The organism is Mycobacterium sp. 852002-51057_SCH5723018 (genome assembly GCF_001667035.1).
GTDB lineage: Bacteria > Actinomycetota > Actinomycetes > Mycobacteriales > Mycobacteriaceae > Mycobacterium.
Window position 1 is genome coordinate 124,278 of record NZ_LZIR01000127.1, and the last position, 20,143, is coordinate 144,420.

Sequence of the window (20,143 nt, forward strand, 5' to 3'; positions counted from 1 at the left end):
ACGGCACACCGTCGGGCGCAGTAGCGCGTTAGTGCCCCTTAGCCGGTTCTGGGCAATTGATCGGTGATATCGACCCAGCTGGTCGCGTCCTTGCGGTGATCGTTCATGTTGCGGCACTGACCATAGATGCGCAGGACACCCATACCAGGGGCGTCGCTTTGGCGGGAAACCATCACGGTGACGGCGTCCTTGGACAGGGTTTTGGCCAACGCGCGATCGCCGGGCGGTAGAGCCTCGGCCCAGCCATGGTCGACGAGCGTCGCCGCGATCTCCGTGAAGTAGGCGTCGGCGGGTGCGGAGGCCGGCAGCGTGAAGGTCACGTACACCGCGCCTTGGTACGGCGGGTCGTCGCGGTCTTTGCACGACATCAGCGTGTAGCCCGCCGACGCCGTCCGCAGCCCGGTCATGGTGACGATCTGTTTGGCCGACTCGACCACCTGAGCCGCGGATTGCTCGTCGGTGACCGGATCGGCGGGATGGTCGAGCACATCGGCCGGCGTCGTGTGCAGCCGGTCCACCGAGATGATGACGCCGCCCAGTAGCAGGCATGCCCCCAGCGCGGCCGCGGTCAGCGCGCGAACGTGCGTCGAGCGAAACCAGTGGGCAGTCCGAGACATCAGCGGCCAGGCTAACCCGGGAGGGGGCCAGAATCATGGTCATGACCGGCACCCACCGGCCACCGCGCGGCCGCCGGGCCTGCGTTCTGCTGGCCGCGCTCGCGACCACGATGGTGGCGCCGCAGGCGCGTGCCGATCCCGCCGGCCCGTTGACCGGGTTGGTGGACGCCGCCGCTCAGCGGCTGCAGCTCGCCGAGCCGGTGGCCGCGTTCAAGTGGAACACGCACGGTTCCATCGAGGATCCCGTGCGCGTGCAGCAGGAACTCACCAAGCTGGGCGCTGACGCGACCGCCGAGCACATCGACCCCGGTTACGTCACCCGGATCTTCGGCGACCAGATCAACGCCACCGAGGCGGTCGAATACGGCCGGTTCACGCAGTGGAAGCTGAACCCCGCGGCCGTGCCGGGCGCGCCTGACCTATCGGCGTCGCGGTCCACCATCGACGGCCTCAACCAGACGATGCTGACCGCGATCGCGGCCGACTGGGACCTGTTGCATTCGCCGGGGTGCGCCGCGGAGCTCGAGGCCGCCAGGGGCGAGGTCGTTGCTGCCCGGCAACTCGACGGCCTGTACCAACAAGCCCTCGCTTTCGCGACCCAGTCGTATTGCCAGGGCTAATTTATTTATTTCTCACCAATTTCTAAAGCTCGCATTCGCCTGGTAACGAGCCAATCTCGCTGATAGAGCGAGTATCTCGCGACATTTTCGAATAGGTAACACTTCGGACACGCCCGCCGAAATGTCTGGCATGAGAAAACTCTGCAAGCCTCTCGTCAAGTACGCCATGGTCGGCGGGATCGTTGCAGCCTCGCTGACGTCAGCCACCGGCGTCGCCAACGCCGCCCCCACAGGCGTTGCCACAGCCCCCAACTGGGACGCAATCGCGCAGTGCGAGTCCGGCGGCAACTGGCACGCCAACACCGGAAACGGCGAATACGGTGGGCTGCAATTCAAGCCGGGTACCTGGGCCCAGTACGGCGGCGTCGGCAACCCGGCGGCCGCCTCCCGCGAGCAGCAGATCGCCGTGGCCAACCGGGTCTTCGCGCAGGAGGGCGTGGAGGCCTGGCCGAAGTGCGGCGCCGAATCGGGTCTTCCGATCGCGTGGTATTCGCACCCGGCTCAGGGGATCAAGCAGATGATCAATGGGCTGATTCAGGCGGCCGCGCCGCATTAACGAATATTGGTCTATGACCAAGCACGTAGCTGTGTTTGGATCAGGCCATGGAAGGTTCGGCCACTGTTCATATGGCGGCGCCCGCGGACAAGATCTGGGATCTGATCGCGGACGTTCGCAACACCGGACGCTTCTCCCCGGAAGTGTTTGAGGCCGAGTGGCTGGGCGACGCGACGGGTCCGGCCCTGGGCGTGAAATTCCGCGGCCACGTCCGGCGCAACGAGATCGGGCCCGTCTACTGGACGACGTGCAAGGTGACCGCCTGCGAGCCCGGCCGCGAGTTCGGCTTCGCGGTGATGCTCGGCGACAGGGCGGTGAACAACTGGCATTATCGACTGGCACCCGGCGGCGGCGGCACCGACGTGACGGAGTCGTTCCGGCTCAACCCGGCACCGTGGCTCGGCGTGTACTGGTTGTTCGGTGGCTTCCTGCGCAGGCGGCGCAACGTTCGTGATATGACCAAGACGCTGAACCGAATCAAAGATGTGGTCGAGGCTGGCTGACGGAAAGGCTTGATGGCCCGTGAAATCGGTCTTCATCACCGGCGCGGGCAGCGGAATGGGTCGCGAGGGCGCGAAGCTCTTTCACGCCAAGGGGTGGCGGGTCGGCGCGGTGGACCGCAACGACGACGGCCTGGCGACGCTGCAGCGGGAACTGGGTGACGACCGGCTGTGGACCCGCGCCGTCGATGTGACGGACAAGGCCGCCCTGGACGGGGCGCTCGCCGACTTCTGCGCCGGCAACACCGGCGGCGGGCTCGACATGATGTGGAACAACGCCGGCATCGGCGAGTCAGGCTGGTTCGAGGACGTGCCCTACGAAGCCGCGATGCGCGTCGTCGAGGTGAACTTCAAGGCGGTCCTGACGGGTGCCTACGCCGCCCTGCCCTATCTCAAGAAGAATCCCGGCAGCCTGATGTTCTCCACATCGTCGTCGTCGGGCACCTACGGCATGCCGCGCATCGCCGTGTATTCGTCGACCAAGCATGCCGTCAAGGGGTTGACCGAGGCGCTGAGCGTGGAATGGCAGCGCCATGGGGTGCGGGTGGCCGACGTGCTGCCGGGCCTGATCGACACCGCCATCCTCACCACGACCACCAACCACTCCGGCGACGGCGGGCCGGCGATGTCGGCCGACGAGCTGCGGGCCGGCGCTCCGAAGAAGGGCATGTTCCGGCTGATGCCCGCGGTCAGCGTGGCCGAGGCGGCGTGGCAGGCCTACCACAACCCGAAACGCTTGCACTGGTACGTGCCCAAGAGCATTCGCGTGATCGACCTGCTCAAGGGCCTGAGCCCGGAGTTCGTGCGGGGTCGCATCGTCAAATCCCTACCCGGGCTGATGCCTAAGCGGCAGTAAAGGAGACACACGGTGCGAAACCGTTGGCTCGCAATAGCTTTCGTCCTCATCGCCGGGGCGGGCGTGGCGGGGTGCGGCCGGCCCGAGACGGTGCCCCGCAAGGCCGCGCGCCTGACCGTCGACGGCGCCACCCACACGACGCGTCCCCCCGATTGCAGCCAGGACCAGTCGTACCGGACCATCGACATCCGCGAGCAGAACGGCGAGGTCGAGGCGGTGGTGTTGCTCAGCGGCTATCGCGCGATCCCGCAGTGGGTGAAGATCCGCAACATCGACGGGTTCACCGGCAGCTTTTGGTTGGGCGGGGTGGGAGACGCGCGCGCCGACGTCACCAACAGGGCCTACACCATCTCCGGCAGCGCGTACGGCATCAACGACAGGAACCCCGACAAAGTGGTGACCACGGACTTCAAGATAACCGCCGAGTGCTAGTGGTGATCGCAAGCGCGGCGTGGCCGGGCGCAGCGGGTCGCCACCATCGGGCTAGTGGTGATCGCAAGCGCGGCCTAGCCGGGCGCAGCGGGTCGCCACCATGGGCCTCGCCGCCTCCGGCCTACGCTGGTGAAGACCAGCCGAACCGATGGAGGACTCGTGAAGGAGAGACTGCACTGGCTTGCGATGCACGGCTTTGTCCGCGGCGTCGCGGCGATCGGTATGCGACGCGGTGACCTGCAGGCCCGGCTGATCGCCGATCCGACGGTGGCGACCGACCCGGTTCCGTTCTACGACGAACTGCGGGCCTTCGGGCCGCTGGTCAAGGGCCGCGTCAACTATCTGACGACTGACCACGCGCTGGCCCACGAGCTGCTACGGTCCGACGACTTCCGCGTGGTGAACATGGGCTCGAATCTGCTTGCGCCCCTGCGCTGGCTGGAGAGCCGCACCCGCGACCGCTTCTTGCATCCGCTGCGTGCGCCGTCGCTGCTGGCCGTCGAGCCGCCGGACCACACCCGCTACCGCAAGACGGTGTCGGCGGTCTTCACGCCCAGGGCGGTCGCCGCCTTACGCGTCGGGGTCGAGCGGACCGCGACCGGCCTGTTGGATCGGCTGGCCGACCGGTCCGGCGTGGTCAACATTGTCGGAGAGTATTGCTCCCAGCTGCCGGTGGCGATCATCAGCGACATCTTGGGGGTGCCCGACCAAGACCGTCGGCGCGTCCTGGAGTTCGGGGAACTGGCCGCGCCCAGCCTCGACATCGGCTTGCCGTGGCGGCAGTACCGCACCGTGCAGCAGGGAATCGCCGGATTCAACTTTTGGCTCGCCGAGCACCTGCGGGAGTTGCGGCGTGCGCCGAGCGACAATCTGATGAGCCAGCTTATCCAGATGGCCGAAAGCGGCTCCCCCGAAACACGTCTCGACGCCGACGAGCTGCAGGCGATCGCCGGCCTGGTGCTGGCCGCCGGGTTCGAGACCACGGTGAACCTGCTGGGCAACGGGATTCGCATGTTGCTGGATGCGCCCGAGCACCTGGACACGTTGCGCCGACGTCCCGAGTTATGGCCCAACGCCGTCGAAGAGATCCTGCGGCTGGACTCGCCGGTGCAGCTCACCGCGCGGGTGGCGGTCAAGGATGTGGACGTGGCGGGGGTGCGGGTGCAACGCGGCGAACTGGTGGTGATCTATCTGGCCGCCGCCAACCGGGATCCGTCGGTGTTTCCAGATCCGCACCGCTTCGACATCGAAAGGCCAAATGCCGGGCGGCATCTCGCGTTCTCTGGCGGCCGGCACTTCTGCCTGGGGGCCGCCCTCGCGCGCGCCGAGGGAGAGGTCGGGCTGCGGACGTTCTTCGACCGTTTCCCCGAGGTGCGCGCGGCCGGTTCCGGAAGCCGGCGCGACACGAGGGTGCTGCGCGGGTGGTCGACGCTGCCGGTGGCTTTGGGCCCGGCGCGGTCGATGGCCCCGGCCGAGGTCTAGGGGTTAACCCCGGCCCTAGCGGCGACGCCGCCGTCGCCGGGTGGGCCAGTACCTGCCGCCGGAACAGGCGGAGATGAGCGCGGTGGGACTCGCGGTCACGGCGACGAGAGCCAGCCGTCGCATGGCCTCGCGCCGGGTCAGCAGTCCGTCGACCCGATCGCTTCCGCCCTCGTCGGGGTTGTCGCGCTGCGATGTCACGTCGCCAGTATGCGGCAAAGCGGCGGTCAAAACCTACGAAGTGAACCGGCATATCGGCTTTCATTGCCCGGCCAGATAACGCCCGAACCAATCCAGCAGCCGTTGCCACGCGTCGGCCGCCGCGGTGGCGTTATACCGGGGGCCGCTGTCGTTGAAGAACGCATGATCGGCGTTGGGTTCGACGACGATCTCGTTGACCAGACCGGCGCGATCGAGGGCCGCTTTGGCGGCCGGCTGCGATCCGGTGACCCGGGAGTCCAGCGCCGCGTAGATCGCCAGCACCGCGGCCTTGGATCCTTTGAAGTCGGGGTTGTCGGGCAACGGACCGTAGAACGGGACCGCGGCGGACACCCCCAGGGCTCCGGAGGCCAGCAGTTGCCACACCAGCCCGCCGCCGAAGCAGAAGCCGACGACGCCGACCTTCTGGCCGGGAGCGCGCAACTTCAGTTCGGCCACACCGGAATTCAGGTCGTGGGTGAATCGCTCCGGCGCGACCTTGCCCAACGCGGCGGTGGCCTGCGCCGGATCTTGGAAGCCGGCGGTCCCGCCCTCCTCCGACAGCAGGTCGATGGCCAGGGCCGCATACCCGGCGCCCGCCAGCCGGCCGGCCACCGACCGCACCCAGTCGTTCAGGCCCTTGTTCTCGTGGATGACGAGGACGGCACCCCTGGGGCTGGCCGGCTGCGCCCACGCGCCTTGCAGCTGGCCCTGCGGGCCGGCCCAGGCGATCGGCGCCGTCGGCAGTGCGGCGGTCATGCCGGGCGGTTGCGCTGTGCCGCTTGGGCTTTCGGGGACGGGCGTGGTGGTTTCCGCAGCTTTCTCCCGGTTCGCGCAGGCCGCGATCAGCGTGGAGGCGGCCGCGGTGCCCATCCCCAGCAGGGCCAGCCGTCGCAAGGTTTCCCGTCTGGTCAACAGCCCGTCAACGTGGTCGGTCGCAATTTCCTCGGCGATGTAGCGCTGCAGCGGGGTCACGTTGCGAGTATCCGCCGCGAACCTGTGGTTGACACCCGGCCGCCAACCGAGTTTATTTGCCGCTATGACAGAGGTTTCTATGATCGCGGTCGATGACGTCGTACTCGGGCTGTGGCAGGCGCTTTCGCGGCGGGACTGGGATGCGGTCAAGACGTTTTTGGCAGAGGACTGTCTCTACGTCGACATGCCGGTCCCCGCGTTGTCGGCCCGCGGTCCCGAGGACATCGTGAAACGGCTCAAGATGGGGCTCGAACCGCTGGCGGGCTACGAGAACCACGACGGCCTGCTGGTGTCCAACGGCCCTGACGCCATCTACGAGCACTCGGAGACTTGGACTTTCGCGTCCGGCGACCAGGGCGTGCTGCGATTCGCCACCGTGCACAAGGTGATCGACGGGAAAGTCACTGTGTGGAAAGACTATTGGGACATGAACAGCCTGGTCAGCTTCGCGCCGCCCAACCACTTCGAGAACCTAGCAAATGCCGATGTGAGCTGGGTATATGACGCGACACATTTGGTCTGACAGAAAGTTCTAACTGCGCGTTTACCGCCCTAGCTCCTCGCCTACATAGCATCACGTCGCTATTCGTGTGAAGGAATCTTTGCCGGACCTTGCCGGGCTGCTGCCCTCGTGGCAGCCGGCTTTACGCGCTGCGAACCGTTCCCCCGCTACGCTCACCCCCCCTACACCACCGGAGTGAAGTCGTTCCTATCGTGGTGTGAGCGCACCGGTGCTCCCCCAGAGTTGACGAAGCCCAACGTTCAGTATTGGGTCGTCGCCCTCCTCGACGGCGGAGCCCCGCCCTCTACACCGACCACATGGCTGGTCCCTCGGTTCGTGCACTCGTCGAATTGTCGACATGCGGCGATGTCATCGGATGTTGAGTTGTAGCAGTTCAAGTCGACGGACCAAAATGCTTGGCAACCACCGCCCAACGGCGGCGGCGTCGATCCATCTTGTCTGCTCAAGCAGCATCCGCAAGACAATCCGTGCTTCTAAGCGTGCGAGCGCGGCCCCAACGCAAAAGTGCGCGCCCTTACCGAACGCCACATGGCCCTTTGCGCCACTACGGTCTAGCCGGAACTCATTAGGTGTGTCGAAGTGTTGGGGATCGCGGTTCGCCGCTCCCCACATCAACAACAGGCGCGAATTAGCGGGCACCTCGACGCCGGCCAAGGCGGTGTCTCTCACTACATGCCGGTAGTGACCGCGAAACGGCGACTCATAGCGCAACGCTTCTTCGATGAAAACACTTAGCAGTTCGGGGTCGGCGCGCAGTTGCTCCTGGACCAGTGGCTGCTCGGCCAGAATCCACGCTGCGCTGCCCAGCAACGATGCGGTCGATTCGCCCGCTGCGCTAAACAACGTCAGCATGATGGCGAGCGCCGGAAACTGTTCTAACTCACCCGATTTGTTTCGGGCGGCTAGATCACCGATGAGTCCTGCGCGAGGACGTTCAATGGCCTTCTCAAAGTGTTCCAGGACGTATCCGGACAGTTCCAGGGCCGCTAGGCCAGCGGCTTTAAGTTGGAGTGGACTGACAAGCCCGTCGAGCAAGGTAGTGGTGGCATACCCGAGCCGGATCAGCTTGTCGACATCCGTCTCCGGTAGCCCGAGCAATCGCGCGACCACCATCATCGGGAGCCGATTGGCCATGCCGCTCATCCATTCGATCTGCCCGTCGACTAACGATTCGGACCACAGTTGCTGAGCAGTGGCTTCGGCGAAATCTTCAATGACACGCACACGCCTGGCTGAGAGGTGGGGCAGCAGCAACTTCCGGTGCACTGCGTGCAATGGATCGTCCGCAGTTGCCAACGCATGCATCGGTTCGCCGAGGGAGCCCATGTCAAATGGCGTGACGGTCCCGTCGTCGTGATACACCATCGTCGCGGTCAGGTTTGATGAGAAATCCTCTACGCGATTAACGGCCTCCACAATGGCATCCCAGCCGCAGACAGCGTAAAACGTGGATTCACCGATGCGGTTTACTCCGGCGCGACTCCGCATCTGGTCATACAGGGGGTTGGGGTCCTGGACTGCCTCGCTGCCGAAGAAATCGGTCGGGTCCACAACGGCGGTCATAGACCGAGGCTGAACTTGGCTCGTGAACTGAGTCAACACCGCACGGCGAACTTGCAGAGCCCATTCGCCAAGGTCTTGAATCCAGTTCTCAGTCCACGAGACTGACCAGCACCGCCTCCTGAGAGAAGTGCTGAGTTCTTCTCACGGTGATAAAACTAATTTTGTGGCTTCGCGGCAAGGGAGCGAGTGACTGTGGCAAGTAGCGACTGGCTCGTCGGTCGGGACCGCCGCAGTGAAGGTGTGGAACGAATCTATGCAGCTGCCACCGACCTCATGTCGCGGCACGGTTACGACGCATTCAGCATCGACGCCCTGGCCGCCGCCGTGCACTGTTCACCGGCGACTATCTACCGCCATGCCGGGGGTAAGGCGGCGATCCGCGATGCAGTCATGAGCCGGCAAGCGGAGCGCATCCTCGACTCGGTCCGCGAAGCCATCACAGGGTTAACTGGTGCTGAGCGCATTGTCGCTGCCACAGTCGTCGCCTTAGAGCGCTTGCGTGCTGACCCACTTGCGCAAGTCATGCGGTCAATGACCGGTCCCCCCGGCAACGAGTGGCTGACTGATTCGGCCATCGTTAAAAGCTTTGCAACCGAAATGGTCGGGTTAGATGATCCACCTGACCATCTGGCTGCTCAGTGGCTAGTCCGCGTCTTCCTGGCGCTGTGGTACTGGCCGCTGAAAGATCGCGATGCCGAGGCGATCATGGTGCGGCGATACCTCGGCCCGCCCTACGTAGGCGAGTCGGTCGCGGAACCAGCTGGGTTTTTGACGCGACGGCCTTAGTCTGACCGGTCCCTTCGCGGAGCGGCGTGTGTGCTGTCGCTATTCACGCTGCCGGCGGCGCATCTCCCGGTGGCGGCGGGTAAACCCGGTAGCAGTTCGTGCCGCCGAAACCGAGCACGTATACCGTGTCGCAGCGCATAAAGCTGCCATCGGCCGCATGGTCGTAGTCACAGCGGCCTCCGCCGTTGCCCAATACAACCGCGCCGCCGCACGGCCCGTCCGCGCTCGCCGGTGCCGCGAGCCCAATTCCGCCTACGACGAATGCGCTGGCGATCGTTACACCGCTGACCAGTTTCCTCATTTTGGGTTTCCTTTCGCTGCCCGGATGACCAGCGGCTGGCAGACGGCCGCAGGCCCCGGGCCCGCCTGCGGGTGCAGGCTATCGTTCATATGTAGGAAACTCCTCAGATGTCGGGTTTTATCCTCAACGGCTACGCCTGTGTGGTAGACGACACATGTCGTCGTACAATCCACGGGTGATATCCAACGAAGTCAGCAATGGCAAGTCGGGCGATCGACGTGTGCGTCGGACCCGGGCGACTTTGCAAAGCGCCCTAATGGACCTGGTTCAAAAGCAAGATCTGCCGCGCATCACGGTCGCCGATGTCACCGAACGGGCGGACGTCAGCCGCTCGACGTTCTATGACCACTACCAAGACGTCCATGAGCTGGCGGAAGCCGCCTGCACGGCGATGATCGACGCCTTGATGGCTTCGCTACCCAACCCGGACGACGTTCTGCGCGATGCCGATGGCGGCACCGAGGTATTGCGGAACTTTTTCGCCCACTTCGCCGAACATGCCAATCTCTACCGCAGTCTGCTGGGCTCGGAGGGAAGCGCGCGCATCATCGATCACCTCCGCCGACGGGCAATCGCAGCCCTGCACCACAGCGCGCTTCCGGGCGACACCTGTGATGGCGTCGCCGTTACCGCGGGCGACGCAGAAACCCCACATGACGTGTTTGCTGCGTTTAGCGCCGGAGCGTTCTTCGGCGTGGCCATCGACTGGGTGCAGCGAGACTGCCCGGGCACACCGGCGGAAATGGCTGCCTTGACTTGGCCGCTTTTCGCCGCAGCGTTAAGAGTTGACCATCGAGGTGAGGCTTGTTGACGAACCGGTCCATCACCACTGATCTCGCCGGGTCGAGCGCGCCGAATTATTCAGCGTGGTAATACCGGTCGTTGCGGAGATCATCGAGAAGACCGGGCTGGGTCGGCCGCCATTCGACCAGCCGCTGGGTAATCGCGCTCGATGCCGGTGCGTCGAGCTGGAACAACTGCCCGAGGAACCCGAAGTGGGCTTCTGCTTCTTCCGGGGGGATGCTGGCGACGGGCAGGTTGAGATGCTCGCCGATCGCGGAGGCGATCGCCTTAGTCGTCAATCCCTCTTCCCCGACCGCGTGCAGCCGGGCACCGGCGGGCGCCTCCTCCAGGGCCAGTCGGAACAGATGTGCGGTGTCGCGGGTATGCGCGGCGGACCATCGGTTCGCGCCGTCGCCGATGTAGGCCGAAACGCCGGTGCGGCGGGCCGTGGCGATGAGCACCGTTGCAAATCCGTGCCGGTCGAGATCAGGGCTATGAGTAATCGGTGATAAGCGGACGACGCTGGAACAGACCCCACGTTCGGCCAGCGCGACCTCGTAGTTTTCGGCATCGACGCGCGGACCCGAGGCATTCGAGTCCTCTTCCGTGGCTGCGCGCCCCTTACCTGCGAGGGGAAGCATGACCGAGGCACCAACGAATGCCTTGCCGGTACCTTCGAGCGCCTCGCCCAGCGCCTGGATCGCCGCGAGGTCGCTCGCGATAGCGCCCGCGAAGTCTCCGCTGCGCATCGCGTCCTCCCGGAAGGCAAGGTGGATGACGCCGTCGGCCTCGCGTGCCGCGTTACGCAGCCCGTCAAGGTCTTCGAGGTCTCCGCGCTGCACCGTGGCACCCTGATGTTCTGCGGTGGTCGCGGACTTGTCGGATCGTGCCATGGCAGTCACGTGGTGACCAGCCGTGATCAGCTCGGGTACCAGGGCGGACCCGATGTGGCCGGTGGCACCGGTGACGAAAACGCGCATAACAACTCCTCGTGAGTGATGGAACTATGTTGCATCAGCCTACACATGATGAGACGAAGTACCATCAAGCTATGATGATCGCGTGCCACGTTGGGAGCCGGATGCGAGCGCCAGGCTCGAAAGAGCTGCGATCGAGCTGTTCGCCGAGCAGGGCTACGACGACACCACCGTCGAACAGATCGCGGCGGCCGCGGGGCTGACGCGAAGCACGTTTTTCCGGCACTTCGGCGACAAGCGCGGAATCTTGTTCGGCGGACAAGACGGGCTGGCGTCACGCCTGGCCGACGGCATCGAGAACGCGCCACCCGAGCAGACAGCCTTGGAGGCGATCGAGACGGGGTTCGCTGACATTGCCGCACTCTGGTTCACCCCGGATCGCCGCGACCTCGCGCCGCGACGAATCTCTGTGGTCGATTCGAACCCCGAACTCCGCGAACGCGAGTTGCTTAAGCGACGCGGCATCACCGACGCCGTAGCAGCGGCATTGCGATCACGCGGTGTCCAGGACCCCGCCACGACAGTCGCAGCCGAACTCGCCACCCTCGCGTTCTCGCAGACAATCGCCGACTGGGCCGAGCCAGACAACGCCGAGGAGTTCCCCGCCATTGCACGCCGGGTGCTGCGCCGACTCCACGCCGCCGCAGTACACCTCAGCTAGGCACTCCGACCGGCGCGACGCGATGCGGCACATCGCCCCGTCCGGTCCGCCCGAACGCCGCGCCCGTCAGTTGTTCGATGCCTCGGCAACCACGCGGTACACAGTTGCTCTGCTCACTCCAAGAGTCGCTGCGATGGTGTCTGCTGACTCGCCACTGGCGTGCATCCGCTGTGCCAGAGCCACGACGGCGGATTGGAGTGAGGGTAATAGCTGCGATCCCATCAAAAGGTGGTGGACGGTGGCGGCCAGTGTGTACTGATCGGCGCGGCCGTCGACCCCTTCGCCCATCAACTGTTCAGGCGCAGCGTAGGCAACTTTGCCCACGGTGAATTAGTCGCGCTAAGGCCGCTGATGTCATCAAGTGGTCGCGCAATGCCGAAGTCCGCCAACAGTATTCGTCGCTTGCCATCCTCGGGCTCGGTGACCAGTATTTTGGCGGGTTTGACATCGCGGTGCAACAGCCGACGTTTATGGGCGTAGTCGAGTGCTTCGGCAACAGCTGCGACGATGGCATACAGGGTGACGCGGCGGATAGTACCGCTGCCGTAGGCGGCCTCAATTCAAAATCCATTAGTCAGACTGCCACAGCCTCGCTAATGGGTTCGGGGCCGGCCGACGCGGTGAGTCTTTGCATACTGGCCCGCGTTCGGCACGGGCGTCGGATACTTCTACTCGGAAGCGGAAAGGGTGTCGTGTGTCGTGGTTGCAGCAAATGTCCGCACGGGGTGCATGTTCGGCAAGTACAAGCTCAACCGGCTGCTCGGACAGGGCGGCATGGGTGAGGTGTACGAGGCGTATGACACCAGCAAGGACCGCACCGTCGCGCTAAAGATCTTGCGCCAAGAACTCTCCAATGACGAGCGCTTCCGTAATAGATTTCAGCGCGAGTCTCATGCCGCCGCGATGCTCGAAGAGCCGCACGTCATCCCGATCTACGACTGGGGCGAAACGGACGGCAGTCTGTTCATCGACATGCGTCTGGTCCGCGGCCAAGACCTTCACGAGTTACTGAAGCGTGGTCCGCTCGAACCCGACCGGGCGGTCGCAATTGTCCGGCAGATCGCGGTCGCCCTGGACGCTGCGCACGCCCAGGGAATGATTCACCGCGACGTCAAACCGCAGAACATTCTGGTCACCTCGACCGAAGACTTCGCCTACCTCATCGACTTTGGGATCGCGCAAAACCTCGATGACACTCGGCTGACCGTCGCGGGCTCGGCGATAGGGTCATTCGCCTACATGGCACCAGAGCGGTTCGAAGACCGGCCGACGACTTCGTCCGTGGACGTGTATTCGTTGGCCGCTGTGCTTTTCGAGGCGGTCACCGGCCAGCCGCCGTTCACCGCTCCTGGCGTGGAGCAATTGATCGCCGCCCACATGTCGGCACCCCCGCCGCAACCCAGCGTCGTCAATCCCCACGTGCCCCCAGCCTTCGATGATGTCATCGCCCGCGGAATGGCCAAAGATCCCGACGACCGCTACGGCAGTGCCGGGGCTCTGGGTCGCGCCGCACAACGCGCGCTAACAGGAAAGTCTTCGTCGGGGCGCAGCTTCGGACCATTTGCGGCCGGTGAACAGGCCCGGACTGGCCCTGCCGGCGCGGGACCATATGACGGAGGACCCACCCGCCCGGCATGGCAAGCCGCCGAACAGACCCCTAACCAGGCTCGCCCGTGGCTGGTGCCGACGGTAATCATTGTCGCTGCGGCGCTCCTACTGGGCGGCATCGGCGTCATCATCGGATTGCTCGCCCACCAGAACAACCCTCCATCCACCCCCCGGACGCCGACGACCGGCCCGATAACAGCGGCGCCGAACTCCGAACAAGGCCAGGGCCCAACATCGGTGCAAGCACTCCCACCGCCAGTACCTGCATCTCCGCCTCCACCCGCAGCTCCCGCACGCCCGCCGCTAATCAGCGGCCCGGACACCAGCGCCAGTCATGAAAGCTGCGACTATGGTTGGTCGCTAAACAACAACACCGGGTGGGGCAGCCACGCTGGCCGGGGTACACCGGAAACATCGTGCTACTTCGCCGGCAGCGTGCTGAAGTCGTATTGGAACGAGTATGGGAACGCCAGTCGGCAACTACGCACGGTATCGGCGCCGGGTGCCGTCGACTGCAACACTGTTGCCGGAGCCGTGTGCGACGGATCAAATTTCCTAATGCAGTGCGCGGCTTACGGTTCTGACAACTGGATCACGTGTACCGGCGGCCACGGTGCGCGAGTTTATCTCTATTGATAGTGGTGCAAACGCCTGACGCTACGAGGGACCGAATTGCCCGCCAGACTTTCGCTCCGCCCAATCACTTCGAGGCGCTGGCGACCGCGGGATACCAGCTGGGTCTTCGACGCGAGCGGGCTGGTCTAATTCGCTAGCCCGTTCAACACACAGACCCGGACCAGGTCGCGCTTGCCCTTGACCTTCGCCCAGCAGTGTTGGCTCACCCGGGCGGCCGCGCCCAGTGCCGCCGCCGTGGTGGGGCCCAGTACCACCTGGCCGGGCTGAGCCAGGTTTTCCAGACGCGCCGCCACGTTTATCGTGTCGCCGATCGCGGTGAAATTGCGCATTTCCGGCGCGCCGACGTTGCCCACCAGCGCCGGCCCGGTGTTGATTCCGACCCGAAAGCGCGGCCAGTCGGGGTGCCCCACCGCCGCTTCCTCGACGACGGCGTGCAGCGCGAGCCCGGCGCGCGCGGCCCGCAACGCGTGATCGTGCTGGCGCACCGGTGCGCCCCAGATCGCGATCACCCCGTCGCCGAGGAATTGCAGGACCGTACCGCCGGTCTCCAGGATGGCCGGGACGACCGCGCCGTAGTAGGTGTTGAGCATGGTGACCACCTGGTCCGGAGAGGTCGCCTCGGTAAACGGGGTGAAGCCGTGGAGGTCGGCCATTAGCACCGTCACCTCGGCGATCGCGCCACCCAGTCCCGCCTGGTCGGGATCGGCAAGTAGCGCGGTGGCCACCGCGGGCGACATGTAGCTGCGGAACAGGCCGTCCAGGTGGCGATAGAGCCGGGCGTTCTCCAAAGCGATCGAGCACTGCATGGTGAACGAGCGCAGCAGCGCGACATCGGCATCGGTGAAGGAGCCGTCCGGCCGGTGTGCCTCGATCGCGCCGGCGACCTGGCCTTTGACCATCAGGGAAAGCACGAGGGACCCGGAGGGGGCGCGCTGGCAGGCCTCGTCGTTGGCAAAGCTGACCTCGCCGGATCGCAGGAGGCCCAGCCGGAATCGGTCTCCGGGGAAGGCGTCGGCGATGGCCGCCATCACCCGTTGCAGCAAAGCATCCTCGTCCTGGATGACGCTGGACTCCTGGCCGACCGCGACCAGCCTGCGCAGCTTGCGCACGCGCTCGCGTTCGGCGCCGAGCGCTTCCGCACCGCGCTTGAGGACGGCAACCTGCTGCTCGGAGAGCTCGAACCGGTCGGCGAGCCGGGCGGTGACCGCGCCGGGCGCCACTTTCTCGCCGCGCTCGCGGCGCTGCAGCATGTCAACCGTTGCCTCTAACGCGGCGGCGTAATCGCGGCGCAGGTCGGCGATGGTCTGCTGGGTGGCAAGCGAATCGAACAGCCCCCTGGCCGTGCCCTGCTTGTGGAACTGAACCCGCGCGCTGTAGGCGATGAAGCAGAAGGCGATCGTCATGAGCACGTGCCACAACCACCACGAGGCGTGCCAGCTCATCCCGAACGCCAAGGCCACCGACGCCTCGGCCAGCAGCATGAACGCGGTGAGCACCGACATGACGACGACCGCGGGGCGGCGCCGATAGATCGGAAAATATGCCACCGTCGCCACCGCGAACAGCGCGCCGCCGATCAGTGCGGCGACCTGCTCGGTACCCTCCACCAGCTCCTGATCCTGGAGCCGGTCCAAAACCCCGGACAGGATCGCCACCGCGCAGGACGCCATCAGCGCACCGAGCAGGATCAACAGCGGCCGGCGCAATGACCAGAGTCGGGCGCTACGGGCAGGGGTGAAGGTGATCGCCGAGGCCAGCGCCACGGCCCCCGCCAACACCAGGCCCATTCGGGTCGGCAGCATGAACTCCGCGTCGGAGGTGTCCATTAGAACGTCCGGCGTGAACAGGGCGTGCACCGCGAAAAAGCCGGCGGTCGTGACAAAGACGAGCGACACCAGCCAGAGGCGGGCGTCGTCGCGGGCGCGGGCCGCCCGGCCGATCAGGGCGCCCAACACCACACTCACCAAAGCCGCAGACAGGACCAAGACGAAGTGCGCGGCCCGGTTATCCCACTCCAGATCGACTTTGGGTTCGCCCAGCAATAGCCACAGGGCGAGCATCGGCAGCGCCATGTGCATCAGCCAGTTCGCCGTGCGGAGTCTTGACCCGGGGCGCGAAGCGGCGGCCCGCACCGAAAAACCCATCGCCCCAGTGGAACACATCCAAGCCAGCCGAGTTGGGCGCCGACGGTTCGACTACTGACGTTGTCAGTACGGGGTGGCCCCTGCGGCCGGGTTGTCCTGCCAAACGCAGTACCTGTAGGCCGGTAGAACGACTAGGACTCGGCCAGCCTCTTGAGGCACTTCAGATCGGCGGACAGCGTGCGCCCCACCTGGCGGACGGCGACGCGGTCGGCGATGTAGCCGAGTATTCCGCCGGGCGCCTGATACGACAGCCGGAATGTCACCTTGGTCCGGCCGTCCGCGCAGTCACGCAGCCGGAACCGCCCACGTAGCGAGATGCCGGTGATGCCCACCCAGGCAATGTCGCGGTTTTCGTCGAATTCGACGACCTCGATCAGCCCGCCGACGGGCACCGAGCCGATCTTCCAGTGCACGGTGTAGCGCGCACCCATGCCGCGCGGCTGGTCGTTCGACGACTCCCAGCGTTCCAGGTTCGTCATGAACGACGGGTAGCAATCGGGGTCGCTGACGATCTTCCAGACCGCGTCGCGGTCGGCGTTGATGACGCAGCTGCGTTCGACGCGCATCAGCCGATCACCGGGAATCGACGCTCGGCGGCCAGCCGGTCGACGCCGCCCTGCAGGCTGGCCATCACCTTGTCGTGCACCGCCTGGTCGTCGCCGTCGACCTCGATCGGGTCCTGCACCTCGATCACGATCTTGGTGGGCAGCGGGATGTGCCCGGCCAGGTCGCTGATGTTCAGGCCCCACGGCAGTGCCAGTGATATCGGAATGCTCTTGAGCCGCAGCAACTTATCGGCCATCAGCAGTTTGGCGAGCCACTGCCCGCGGTCGAGGAACAACGCGCTCTCCTGACCACCGACGCTGGCGACCGGGACGATCGGCACACCGGCCTCCCGGGCCAGCCGCACGTAGCCCATGCGCCCGCCGAAGTCGACCTGGTGGCGCTCCCAGGACGGCCGGAAGACCTCATAGTCGCCGCCGGGGTATACCAGCAGCGCCGCCCCGGACTCCAGCGCCAACCGGGCGTTCTCATGGTTTGCGGCGACGGTGCCGAACTTGCGCAGCCAGCCCAGCGGCGGCGCCGAGACGACGAGGTTGTGGGCCAACTGGTAGAAGGGCCGCTCGACGCCGAAGTAGGAACAGAACGCGAGGGTGAACACGAACGTGTCGGGCGGAACGTTGCCGCCGCTGTGGTTGCCGACCAGGAGCACCGGCCCCTCGGCGGGAATCCGGTCCAGGCCCCGCACGTCCGCCCGGAAGTACAGCGACGCCAGCAGCCAGGTTCCCGGCAGCTGGTCACGGATGTAGTCGGGATCCCGCTGATCGAGATCGGCTTTGGGCACCCGCGACACGACCTGATTGCGGGCCCATTCCAAGATGCCGCCCACGCTAGCCATAACCGGCGGTATACCCCGGTGTCACCCGACGTCAAACGCCATAGATGCGGGCGGCGTTGTGGCGTGCGATCAGGTCGACCACCCGGATGGCGTCGCCCTCGCTCCACTCGCCGTCGGCGACGAATTCACGCAGGACGCGGTGAATTCCCTTGCGCCACAAGGCCGTTCCCAGAAAGTGCAATTCCGCGGGACCGAACCCGTCCGACGAGTACAGGATCTTGCCGAAGGGCGCCATCTCCAGCAGTCGGGCGAGGAACGCCGGCGACCGCGCGCCCAGGTAGTTCACGCTCAACCCGCCGTCGAGGTAGACGTTGTTGAACGCCTGCGCCAGGTATCCGGCTTCGCGCTCGTAGGGATAGCAGTGCAGCAGCACGATCGGGGTGTCGGCGGACTGCCGCACGAAGTCGAGCAGGTAAAGCGGGTTCGCCTTGGCCAGATCGCAGTCGCGGTCGCCGAAGCCGACGTGGAACTGCAGCGGCTTGCCGAGCCGCAGCGCCTGGTGCAGCCCGAAACGCAGCAGCACCCGATCCCGCAACCGGGTCCCGCCGCTGTCGCGCCAGCGCGTCGCGGCGTCGGTCACCTGCGACGGCGACGGCTCGGTGAGGTCGCCGTCGAACCCGCCGCGGTACGCCAGGATGGACTTGGTGCCCACCGCGGTGGCCGCGCGCCGGTGCAGGATCTCTTGGAACGCCGAGGCGTAGTCGCCCGGCGCCCGCGCGGCCTGCTCGGCGACCTGTTCCAGGCGTACGACCTCGTGAGCCCGGGCGCCGGAGAACTCGGCCATGCCGGTCACGCCGGCCGTGTCCCCGGTCTCAGAGCCGATTCCGGTGTCCACCAGCCAGTCGCTCACCTTGGCGGCGGGTAACAACAGCCGCGCCAGCTCGGTCTCGCTGTATTGCCGGCGCTTTTCCCAATAGGATTGCGGATCAGCATGTTTCGGTAAGCCCAGCACGGGCGCGCAATGGGCGCGGACGGCGAAGCCGAGCTGGGAGTCGAAACCCGAGCCCACGAGCGGATCGGTGTTCGCCTCGTTGAGGGCGTTCTCGAAGCGCCGGCGGTCCCCCGGCGCCAACCAGCATCCGTGGACGTGCTGGTCGATCAACGCCACATTGTCGATGTGTCCTGCCAGGGCGGAAGAATCGGACGCCATCACACGCTCGGTCACAGGCTCCAGGCCATGCGGAACTTGTCGGCCAGTTCCTCCGGGCCCAGGTCGCCGTAGCGCTCGTGCTCGAGGCGGCGGACCGCGACCACCATGTCGACCGCGGGATCCCCCAGGATGGCCCGCAGCAGCTCCGAACCATCGAGTGCGACAATGACTTCCGCCTGAGCCTGCGACAGCCGGAGGATGCCGGCGTCGTCGCGATCCGAGTCGGACAGCTTCGCCGGGTCGATGGTGGTTTCCGGCGGCAGCGTGGCTTGGCGCTTGATCCCGTCCAGCGCGAGCCCGAGGATCGCCGCCGACGCCAGATACGGATTCGCCGACGGGTCAACGATTTTCACTTCGACGTTGCCGCCGTGCGGGCTGCCCGGGCCGCCGGTGATGAAGCGCACCGCCGCCTCCCGGTTCTCGGTCCCCCAGCACGCGTAGGCCCCGGCCCAGTTGCCGGGGCGCATCCGCAGTCCCGACACGATCGATCCGCACAGGATGCCCTGGGCCTCGGGCAGTCCGACGATCACGCCCGCCATCGCGCTCTCCCCCGCCGCCGTCATGCCCCCGACACCGGCTCCGTCGGAAAACAGCGGGCCTTCCGGCGTTCGCAGCGAGAAGTGTTGGTGCGCACCGGAACCCACGCTGTCGGCGAAGGGCGCCGGCGACAGGCTGACGCGCAGCCCGTGGCGGCGGGCGGCCCGGCCGATGATGAGCCGGGTCAATGCCAGCTGGTCGGCGGCCGCCACCGGCGCCAAAGGCGACAACGAGATCTCGAACTGGTTGGCCCCGTACTCGGGATGAAACTGCTCGACCCCGACGCCGGCCGCCGTCGCGGCGACGTTGACGTCGCGCACGAAGCCCTCGTGCTCGAGCACGCCGGCGAGGCCGTACTGTGCCCACAGCGTGGCCGGCAGCCGGTCCCCCTGCGGGTCGACAAGAATGAACTCGATCTCGTGGCCGATGGCCGCCTCGATGCCGGCTTCTTCGAGCGCGGCCTCGATCCGGAGCAGCGTTCCCCGGGCGCACGCAGCGACGGGTGTGCCGTCCTGCTCGAAGAATGAGGCGGGCGCCCACGCCATGCCGTCGCCGATCATGCGCAACGCCGACAGGTCGATGCGCAGGCGCTGATCGCCGATCACACCGACTTCGTCGGTGAACGCGGTGCCGGTCTGGTCAATGGCGAAGGCATGCCACACGGGGCTGGCGCCCAGGCCGGGGTCGGCAAAGGTGTTGGTCCGCCGGATCGGCACGGTCTTGGCCTGCGTCAGGCCGGCGGGATTCACGGTGGTGCCGATGACCGTGTCGACGCCTTCGGCCTCCAGCTGGGCGATCGCGGCGGCGGCGAGCGGCGTGGCTGTCATGCAGTCATTCTGCAG

The 20,143-nt window shown here is 66.1% G+C and carries 23 protein-coding genes and 1 pseudogene; 11 read left to right on the forward strand and 13 right to left on the reverse strand.

The window, feature by feature from the left end:
- Positions 1-38: 38 nt before the first annotated feature.
- Positions 39-617: a hypothetical protein gene (locus A5764_RS26400; RefSeq protein ID WP_197501735.1), complete on the reverse strand. Its 579-nt coding sequence runs from the start codon at positions 615-617 to the stop codon at positions 39-41.
- Positions 618-658: 41 nt separating this feature from the next.
- Here A5764_RS26400 and A5764_RS26405 point away from each other — a divergent pair, with 41 nt between their 5' ends.
- From A5764_RS26405 to A5764_RS26430, 6 genes are all read left to right on the forward strand, one after another.
- Positions 659-1,237 carry a chorismate mutase gene (locus A5764_RS26405; protein ID WP_082951934.1) on the forward strand — a complete coding sequence of 193 codons (579 nt, stop codon included), beginning with the start codon at positions 659-661 and terminating at the stop codon, positions 1,235-1,237.
- Between the two features lie 121 nt (positions 1,238-1,358).
- On the forward strand, positions 1,359-1,793 hold the full coding sequence (gene rpfC, locus A5764_RS26410) for a resuscitation-promoting factor RpfC (RefSeq protein ID WP_082951926.1): 435 nt from the start codon (positions 1,359-1,361) through the stop codon (positions 1,791-1,793).
- 29 nt (positions 1,794-1,822) lie between these two features.
- Positions 1,823-2,296 (forward strand): SRPBCC family protein, encoded by a 474-nt coding sequence (locus A5764_RS26415; protein WP_197501742.1) that lies wholly within the window; start codon positions 1,823-1,825, stop codon positions 2,294-2,296.
- A gap of 19 nt (positions 2,297-2,315) precedes the next feature.
- Positions 2,316-3,149, forward strand: a complete 834-nt coding sequence (locus tag A5764_RS26420; RefSeq protein WP_067119598.1) for an SDR family oxidoreductase — start codon at positions 2,316-2,318, stop codon at positions 3,147-3,149.
- 12 nt (positions 3,150-3,161) lie between these two features.
- Positions 3,162-3,581: a lipoprotein LpqH gene (locus tag A5764_RS26425; RefSeq protein WP_067119599.1), complete on the forward strand. Its 420-nt coding sequence runs from the start codon at positions 3,162-3,164 to the stop codon at positions 3,579-3,581.
- Positions 3,582-3,740: 159 nt separating this feature from the next.
- Complete coding sequence (locus A5764_RS26430; RefSeq protein ID WP_067119603.1) at positions 3,741-5,063, forward strand: cytochrome P450; 1,323 nt, start codon at positions 3,741-3,743, stop codon at positions 5,061-5,063.
- Between the two features lie 15 nt (positions 5,064-5,078).
- Here the strand turns inward: A5764_RS26430 and A5764_RS26435 are convergent, their stop codons facing one another.
- Positions 5,079-5,261: a hypothetical protein gene (locus A5764_RS26435; protein WP_067119612.1), complete on the reverse strand. Its 183-nt coding sequence runs from the start codon at positions 5,259-5,261 to the stop codon at positions 5,079-5,081.
- Positions 5,262-5,321: 60 nt separating this feature from the next.
- Entirely contained in the window at positions 5,322-6,233 is a 912-nt protein-coding gene (locus tag A5764_RS26440; protein WP_067119614.1) for a dienelactone hydrolase family protein, read from the reverse strand.
- 79 nt (positions 6,234-6,312) lie between these two features.
- On the opposite strand from A5764_RS26440, the gene A5764_RS26445 reads away from it, so the two are divergent.
- Positions 6,313-6,756: a nuclear transport factor 2 family protein gene (locus A5764_RS26445; RefSeq protein WP_067119616.1), complete on the forward strand. Its 444-nt coding sequence runs from the start codon at positions 6,313-6,315 to the stop codon at positions 6,754-6,756.
- Positions 6,757-7,104: 348 nt separating this feature from the next.
- Here A5764_RS26445 and A5764_RS26450 read toward each other — a convergent pair whose 3' ends face one another.
- Entirely contained in the window at positions 7,105-8,319 is a 1,215-nt protein-coding gene (locus A5764_RS26450; RefSeq protein ID WP_067119619.1) for a cytochrome P450, read from the reverse strand.
- A gap of 192 nt (positions 8,320-8,511) precedes the next feature.
- On the opposite strand from A5764_RS26450, the gene A5764_RS26455 reads away from it, so the two are divergent.
- The gene (locus A5764_RS26455; protein ID WP_067119622.1) at positions 8,512-9,105 is read left to right on the forward strand and encodes a TetR/AcrR family transcriptional regulator; all 594 of its coding nucleotides are present in this window, start codon (positions 8,512-8,514) and stop codon (positions 9,103-9,105) included.
- A 43-nt stretch (positions 9,106-9,148) separates the two neighbouring features.
- Here the strand turns inward: A5764_RS26455 and A5764_RS27930 are convergent, their stop codons facing one another.
- Positions 9,149-9,406, reverse strand: coding sequence for a hypothetical protein (locus tag A5764_RS27930; protein WP_082951928.1), 258 nt, complete (start codon positions 9,404-9,406; stop codon positions 9,149-9,151).
- Positions 9,407-9,581: 175 nt separating this feature from the next.
- Between A5764_RS27930 and A5764_RS26460 the strand changes: the two genes are divergently transcribed.
- A complete protein-coding gene (locus A5764_RS26460; protein WP_197501736.1) occupies positions 9,582-10,217 on the forward strand; it encodes a TetR/AcrR family transcriptional regulator in 636 nt (211 codons plus the stop codon).
- Between the two features lie 46 nt (positions 10,218-10,263).
- On the opposite strand, the gene A5764_RS26465 is transcribed toward A5764_RS26460, so the two are convergent.
- Positions 10,264-11,169: an SDR family oxidoreductase gene (locus A5764_RS26465; protein WP_067119630.1), complete on the reverse strand. Its 906-nt coding sequence runs from the start codon at positions 11,167-11,169 to the stop codon at positions 10,264-10,266.
- Positions 11,170-11,251: 82 nt separating this feature from the next.
- Here A5764_RS26465 and A5764_RS26470 point away from each other — a divergent pair, with 82 nt between their 5' ends.
- Positions 11,252-11,827: a TetR/AcrR family transcriptional regulator gene (locus A5764_RS26470; protein WP_067119633.1), complete on the forward strand. Its 576-nt coding sequence runs from the start codon at positions 11,252-11,254 to the stop codon at positions 11,825-11,827.
- Positions 11,828-11,893: 66 nt separating this feature from the next.
- On the opposite strand, the gene A5764_RS30205 is transcribed toward A5764_RS26470, so the two are convergent.
- Both A5764_RS30205 and A5764_RS29615 read right to left on the reverse strand, forming a co-directional pair.
- A complete protein-coding gene (locus tag A5764_RS30205) occupies positions 11,894-11,992 on the reverse strand; it encodes a helix-turn-helix domain-containing protein (RefSeq protein WP_369807372.1) in 99 nt (32 codons plus the stop codon).
- Positions 11,993-12,339, reverse strand: a pseudogene (locus A5764_RS29615) (protein kinase); the annotation flags it as partial. It lies immediately after the preceding gene.
- Positions 12,340-12,526: 187 nt separating this feature from the next.
- On the opposite strand from A5764_RS29615, the gene A5764_RS26475 reads away from it, so the two are divergent.
- Positions 12,527-14,071 carry a serine/threonine-protein kinase gene (locus tag A5764_RS26475; RefSeq protein WP_369807371.1) on the forward strand — a complete coding sequence of 515 codons (1,545 nt, stop codon included), beginning with the start codon at positions 12,527-12,529 and terminating at the stop codon, positions 14,069-14,071.
- Between the two features lie 125 nt (positions 14,072-14,196).
- On the opposite strand, the gene A5764_RS29040 is transcribed toward A5764_RS26475, so the two are convergent.
- The 5 genes from A5764_RS29040 to A5764_RS26500 form a co-directional block, all read right to left on the reverse strand.
- Positions 14,197-16,215 carry an adenylate/guanylate cyclase domain-containing protein gene (locus tag A5764_RS29040; protein ID WP_197501737.1) on the reverse strand — a complete coding sequence of 673 codons (2,019 nt, stop codon included), beginning with the start codon at positions 16,213-16,215 and terminating at the stop codon, positions 14,197-14,199.
- 131 nt (positions 16,216-16,346) lie between these two features.
- Positions 16,347-16,781, reverse strand: a complete 435-nt coding sequence (locus A5764_RS26485) for an SRPBCC family protein (protein ID WP_067119641.1) — start codon at positions 16,779-16,781, stop codon at positions 16,347-16,349.
- On the reverse strand, positions 16,781-17,614 hold the full coding sequence (locus tag A5764_RS26490) for a lysophospholipid acyltransferase family protein (RefSeq protein WP_067119644.1): 834 nt from the start codon (positions 17,612-17,614) through the stop codon (positions 16,781-16,783). The genes A5764_RS26485 and A5764_RS26490 overlap by 1 nt, the downstream gene beginning before the upstream one ends.
- Positions 17,615-17,645: 31 nt before the next feature.
- Positions 17,646-18,764, reverse strand: a complete 1,119-nt coding sequence (locus A5764_RS26495; protein WP_067119798.1) for an amidohydrolase family protein — start codon at positions 18,762-18,764, stop codon at positions 17,646-17,648.
- 11 nt (positions 18,765-18,775) lie between these two features.
- On the reverse strand, positions 18,776-20,128 hold the full coding sequence (locus tag A5764_RS26500) for a glutamine synthetase family protein (protein WP_067119647.1): 1,353 nt from the start codon (positions 20,126-20,128) through the stop codon (positions 18,776-18,778).
- Positions 20,129-20,143 lie beyond the last annotated feature (15 nt).

Excerpts from the sequence above, each read along its gene's own strand:
- A5764_RS26400 (WP_197501735.1), bottom strand. The coding sequence starts at position 617 with ATGTCTCGGACTGCCCACTGGTTTCGCTCGACGCACGTTCGCGCGCTG.
- A5764_RS26405 (WP_082951934.1), top strand. The coding sequence starts at position 659 with ATGACCGGCACCCACCGGCCACCGCGCGGCCGCCGGGCCTGCGTTCTG.
- rpfC (WP_082951926.1), top strand. The coding sequence starts at position 1,359 with ATGTCTGGCATGAGAAAACTCTGCAAGCCTCTCGTCAAGTACGCCATG.
- A5764_RS26445 (WP_067119616.1), top strand. The coding sequence starts at position 6,313 with ATGATCGCGGTCGATGACGTCGTACTCGGGCTGTGGCAGGCGCTTTCG.
- A5764_RS26450 (WP_067119619.1), bottom strand. The coding sequence starts at position 8,319 with ATGACCGCCGTTGTGGACCCGACCGATTTCTTCGGCAGCGAGGCAGTC.
- A5764_RS27930 (WP_082951928.1), bottom strand. The coding sequence starts at position 9,406 with ATGAGGAAACTGGTCAGCGGTGTAACGATCGCCAGCGCATTCGTCGTA.
- A5764_RS26465 (WP_067119630.1), bottom strand. The coding sequence starts at position 11,169 with ATGCGCGTTTTCGTCACCGGTGCCACCGGCCACATCGGGTCCGCCCTG.
- A5764_RS30205 (WP_369807372.1), bottom strand. The coding sequence starts at position 11,992 with ATGCACGCCAGTGGCGAGTCAGCAGACACCATCGCAGCGACTCTTGGA.
- A5764_RS29040 (WP_197501737.1), bottom strand. The coding sequence starts at position 16,215 with ATGGGTTTTTCGGTGCGGGCCGCCGCTTCGCGCCCCGGGTCAAGACTC.
- A5764_RS26485 (WP_067119641.1), bottom strand. The coding sequence starts at position 16,781 with ATGCGCGTCGAACGCAGCTGCGTCATCAACGCCGACCGCGACGCGGTC.
- A5764_RS26490 (WP_067119644.1), bottom strand. The coding sequence starts at position 17,614 with ATGGCTAGCGTGGGCGGCATCTTGGAATGGGCCCGCAATCAGGTCGTG.
- A5764_RS26495 (WP_067119798.1), bottom strand. The coding sequence starts at position 18,764 with ATGGCGTCCGATTCTTCCGCCCTGGCAGGACACATCGACAATGTGGCG.
- A5764_RS26500 (WP_067119647.1), bottom strand. The coding sequence starts at position 20,128 with ATGACAGCCACGCCGCTCGCCGCCGCCGCGATCGCCCAGCTGGAGGCC.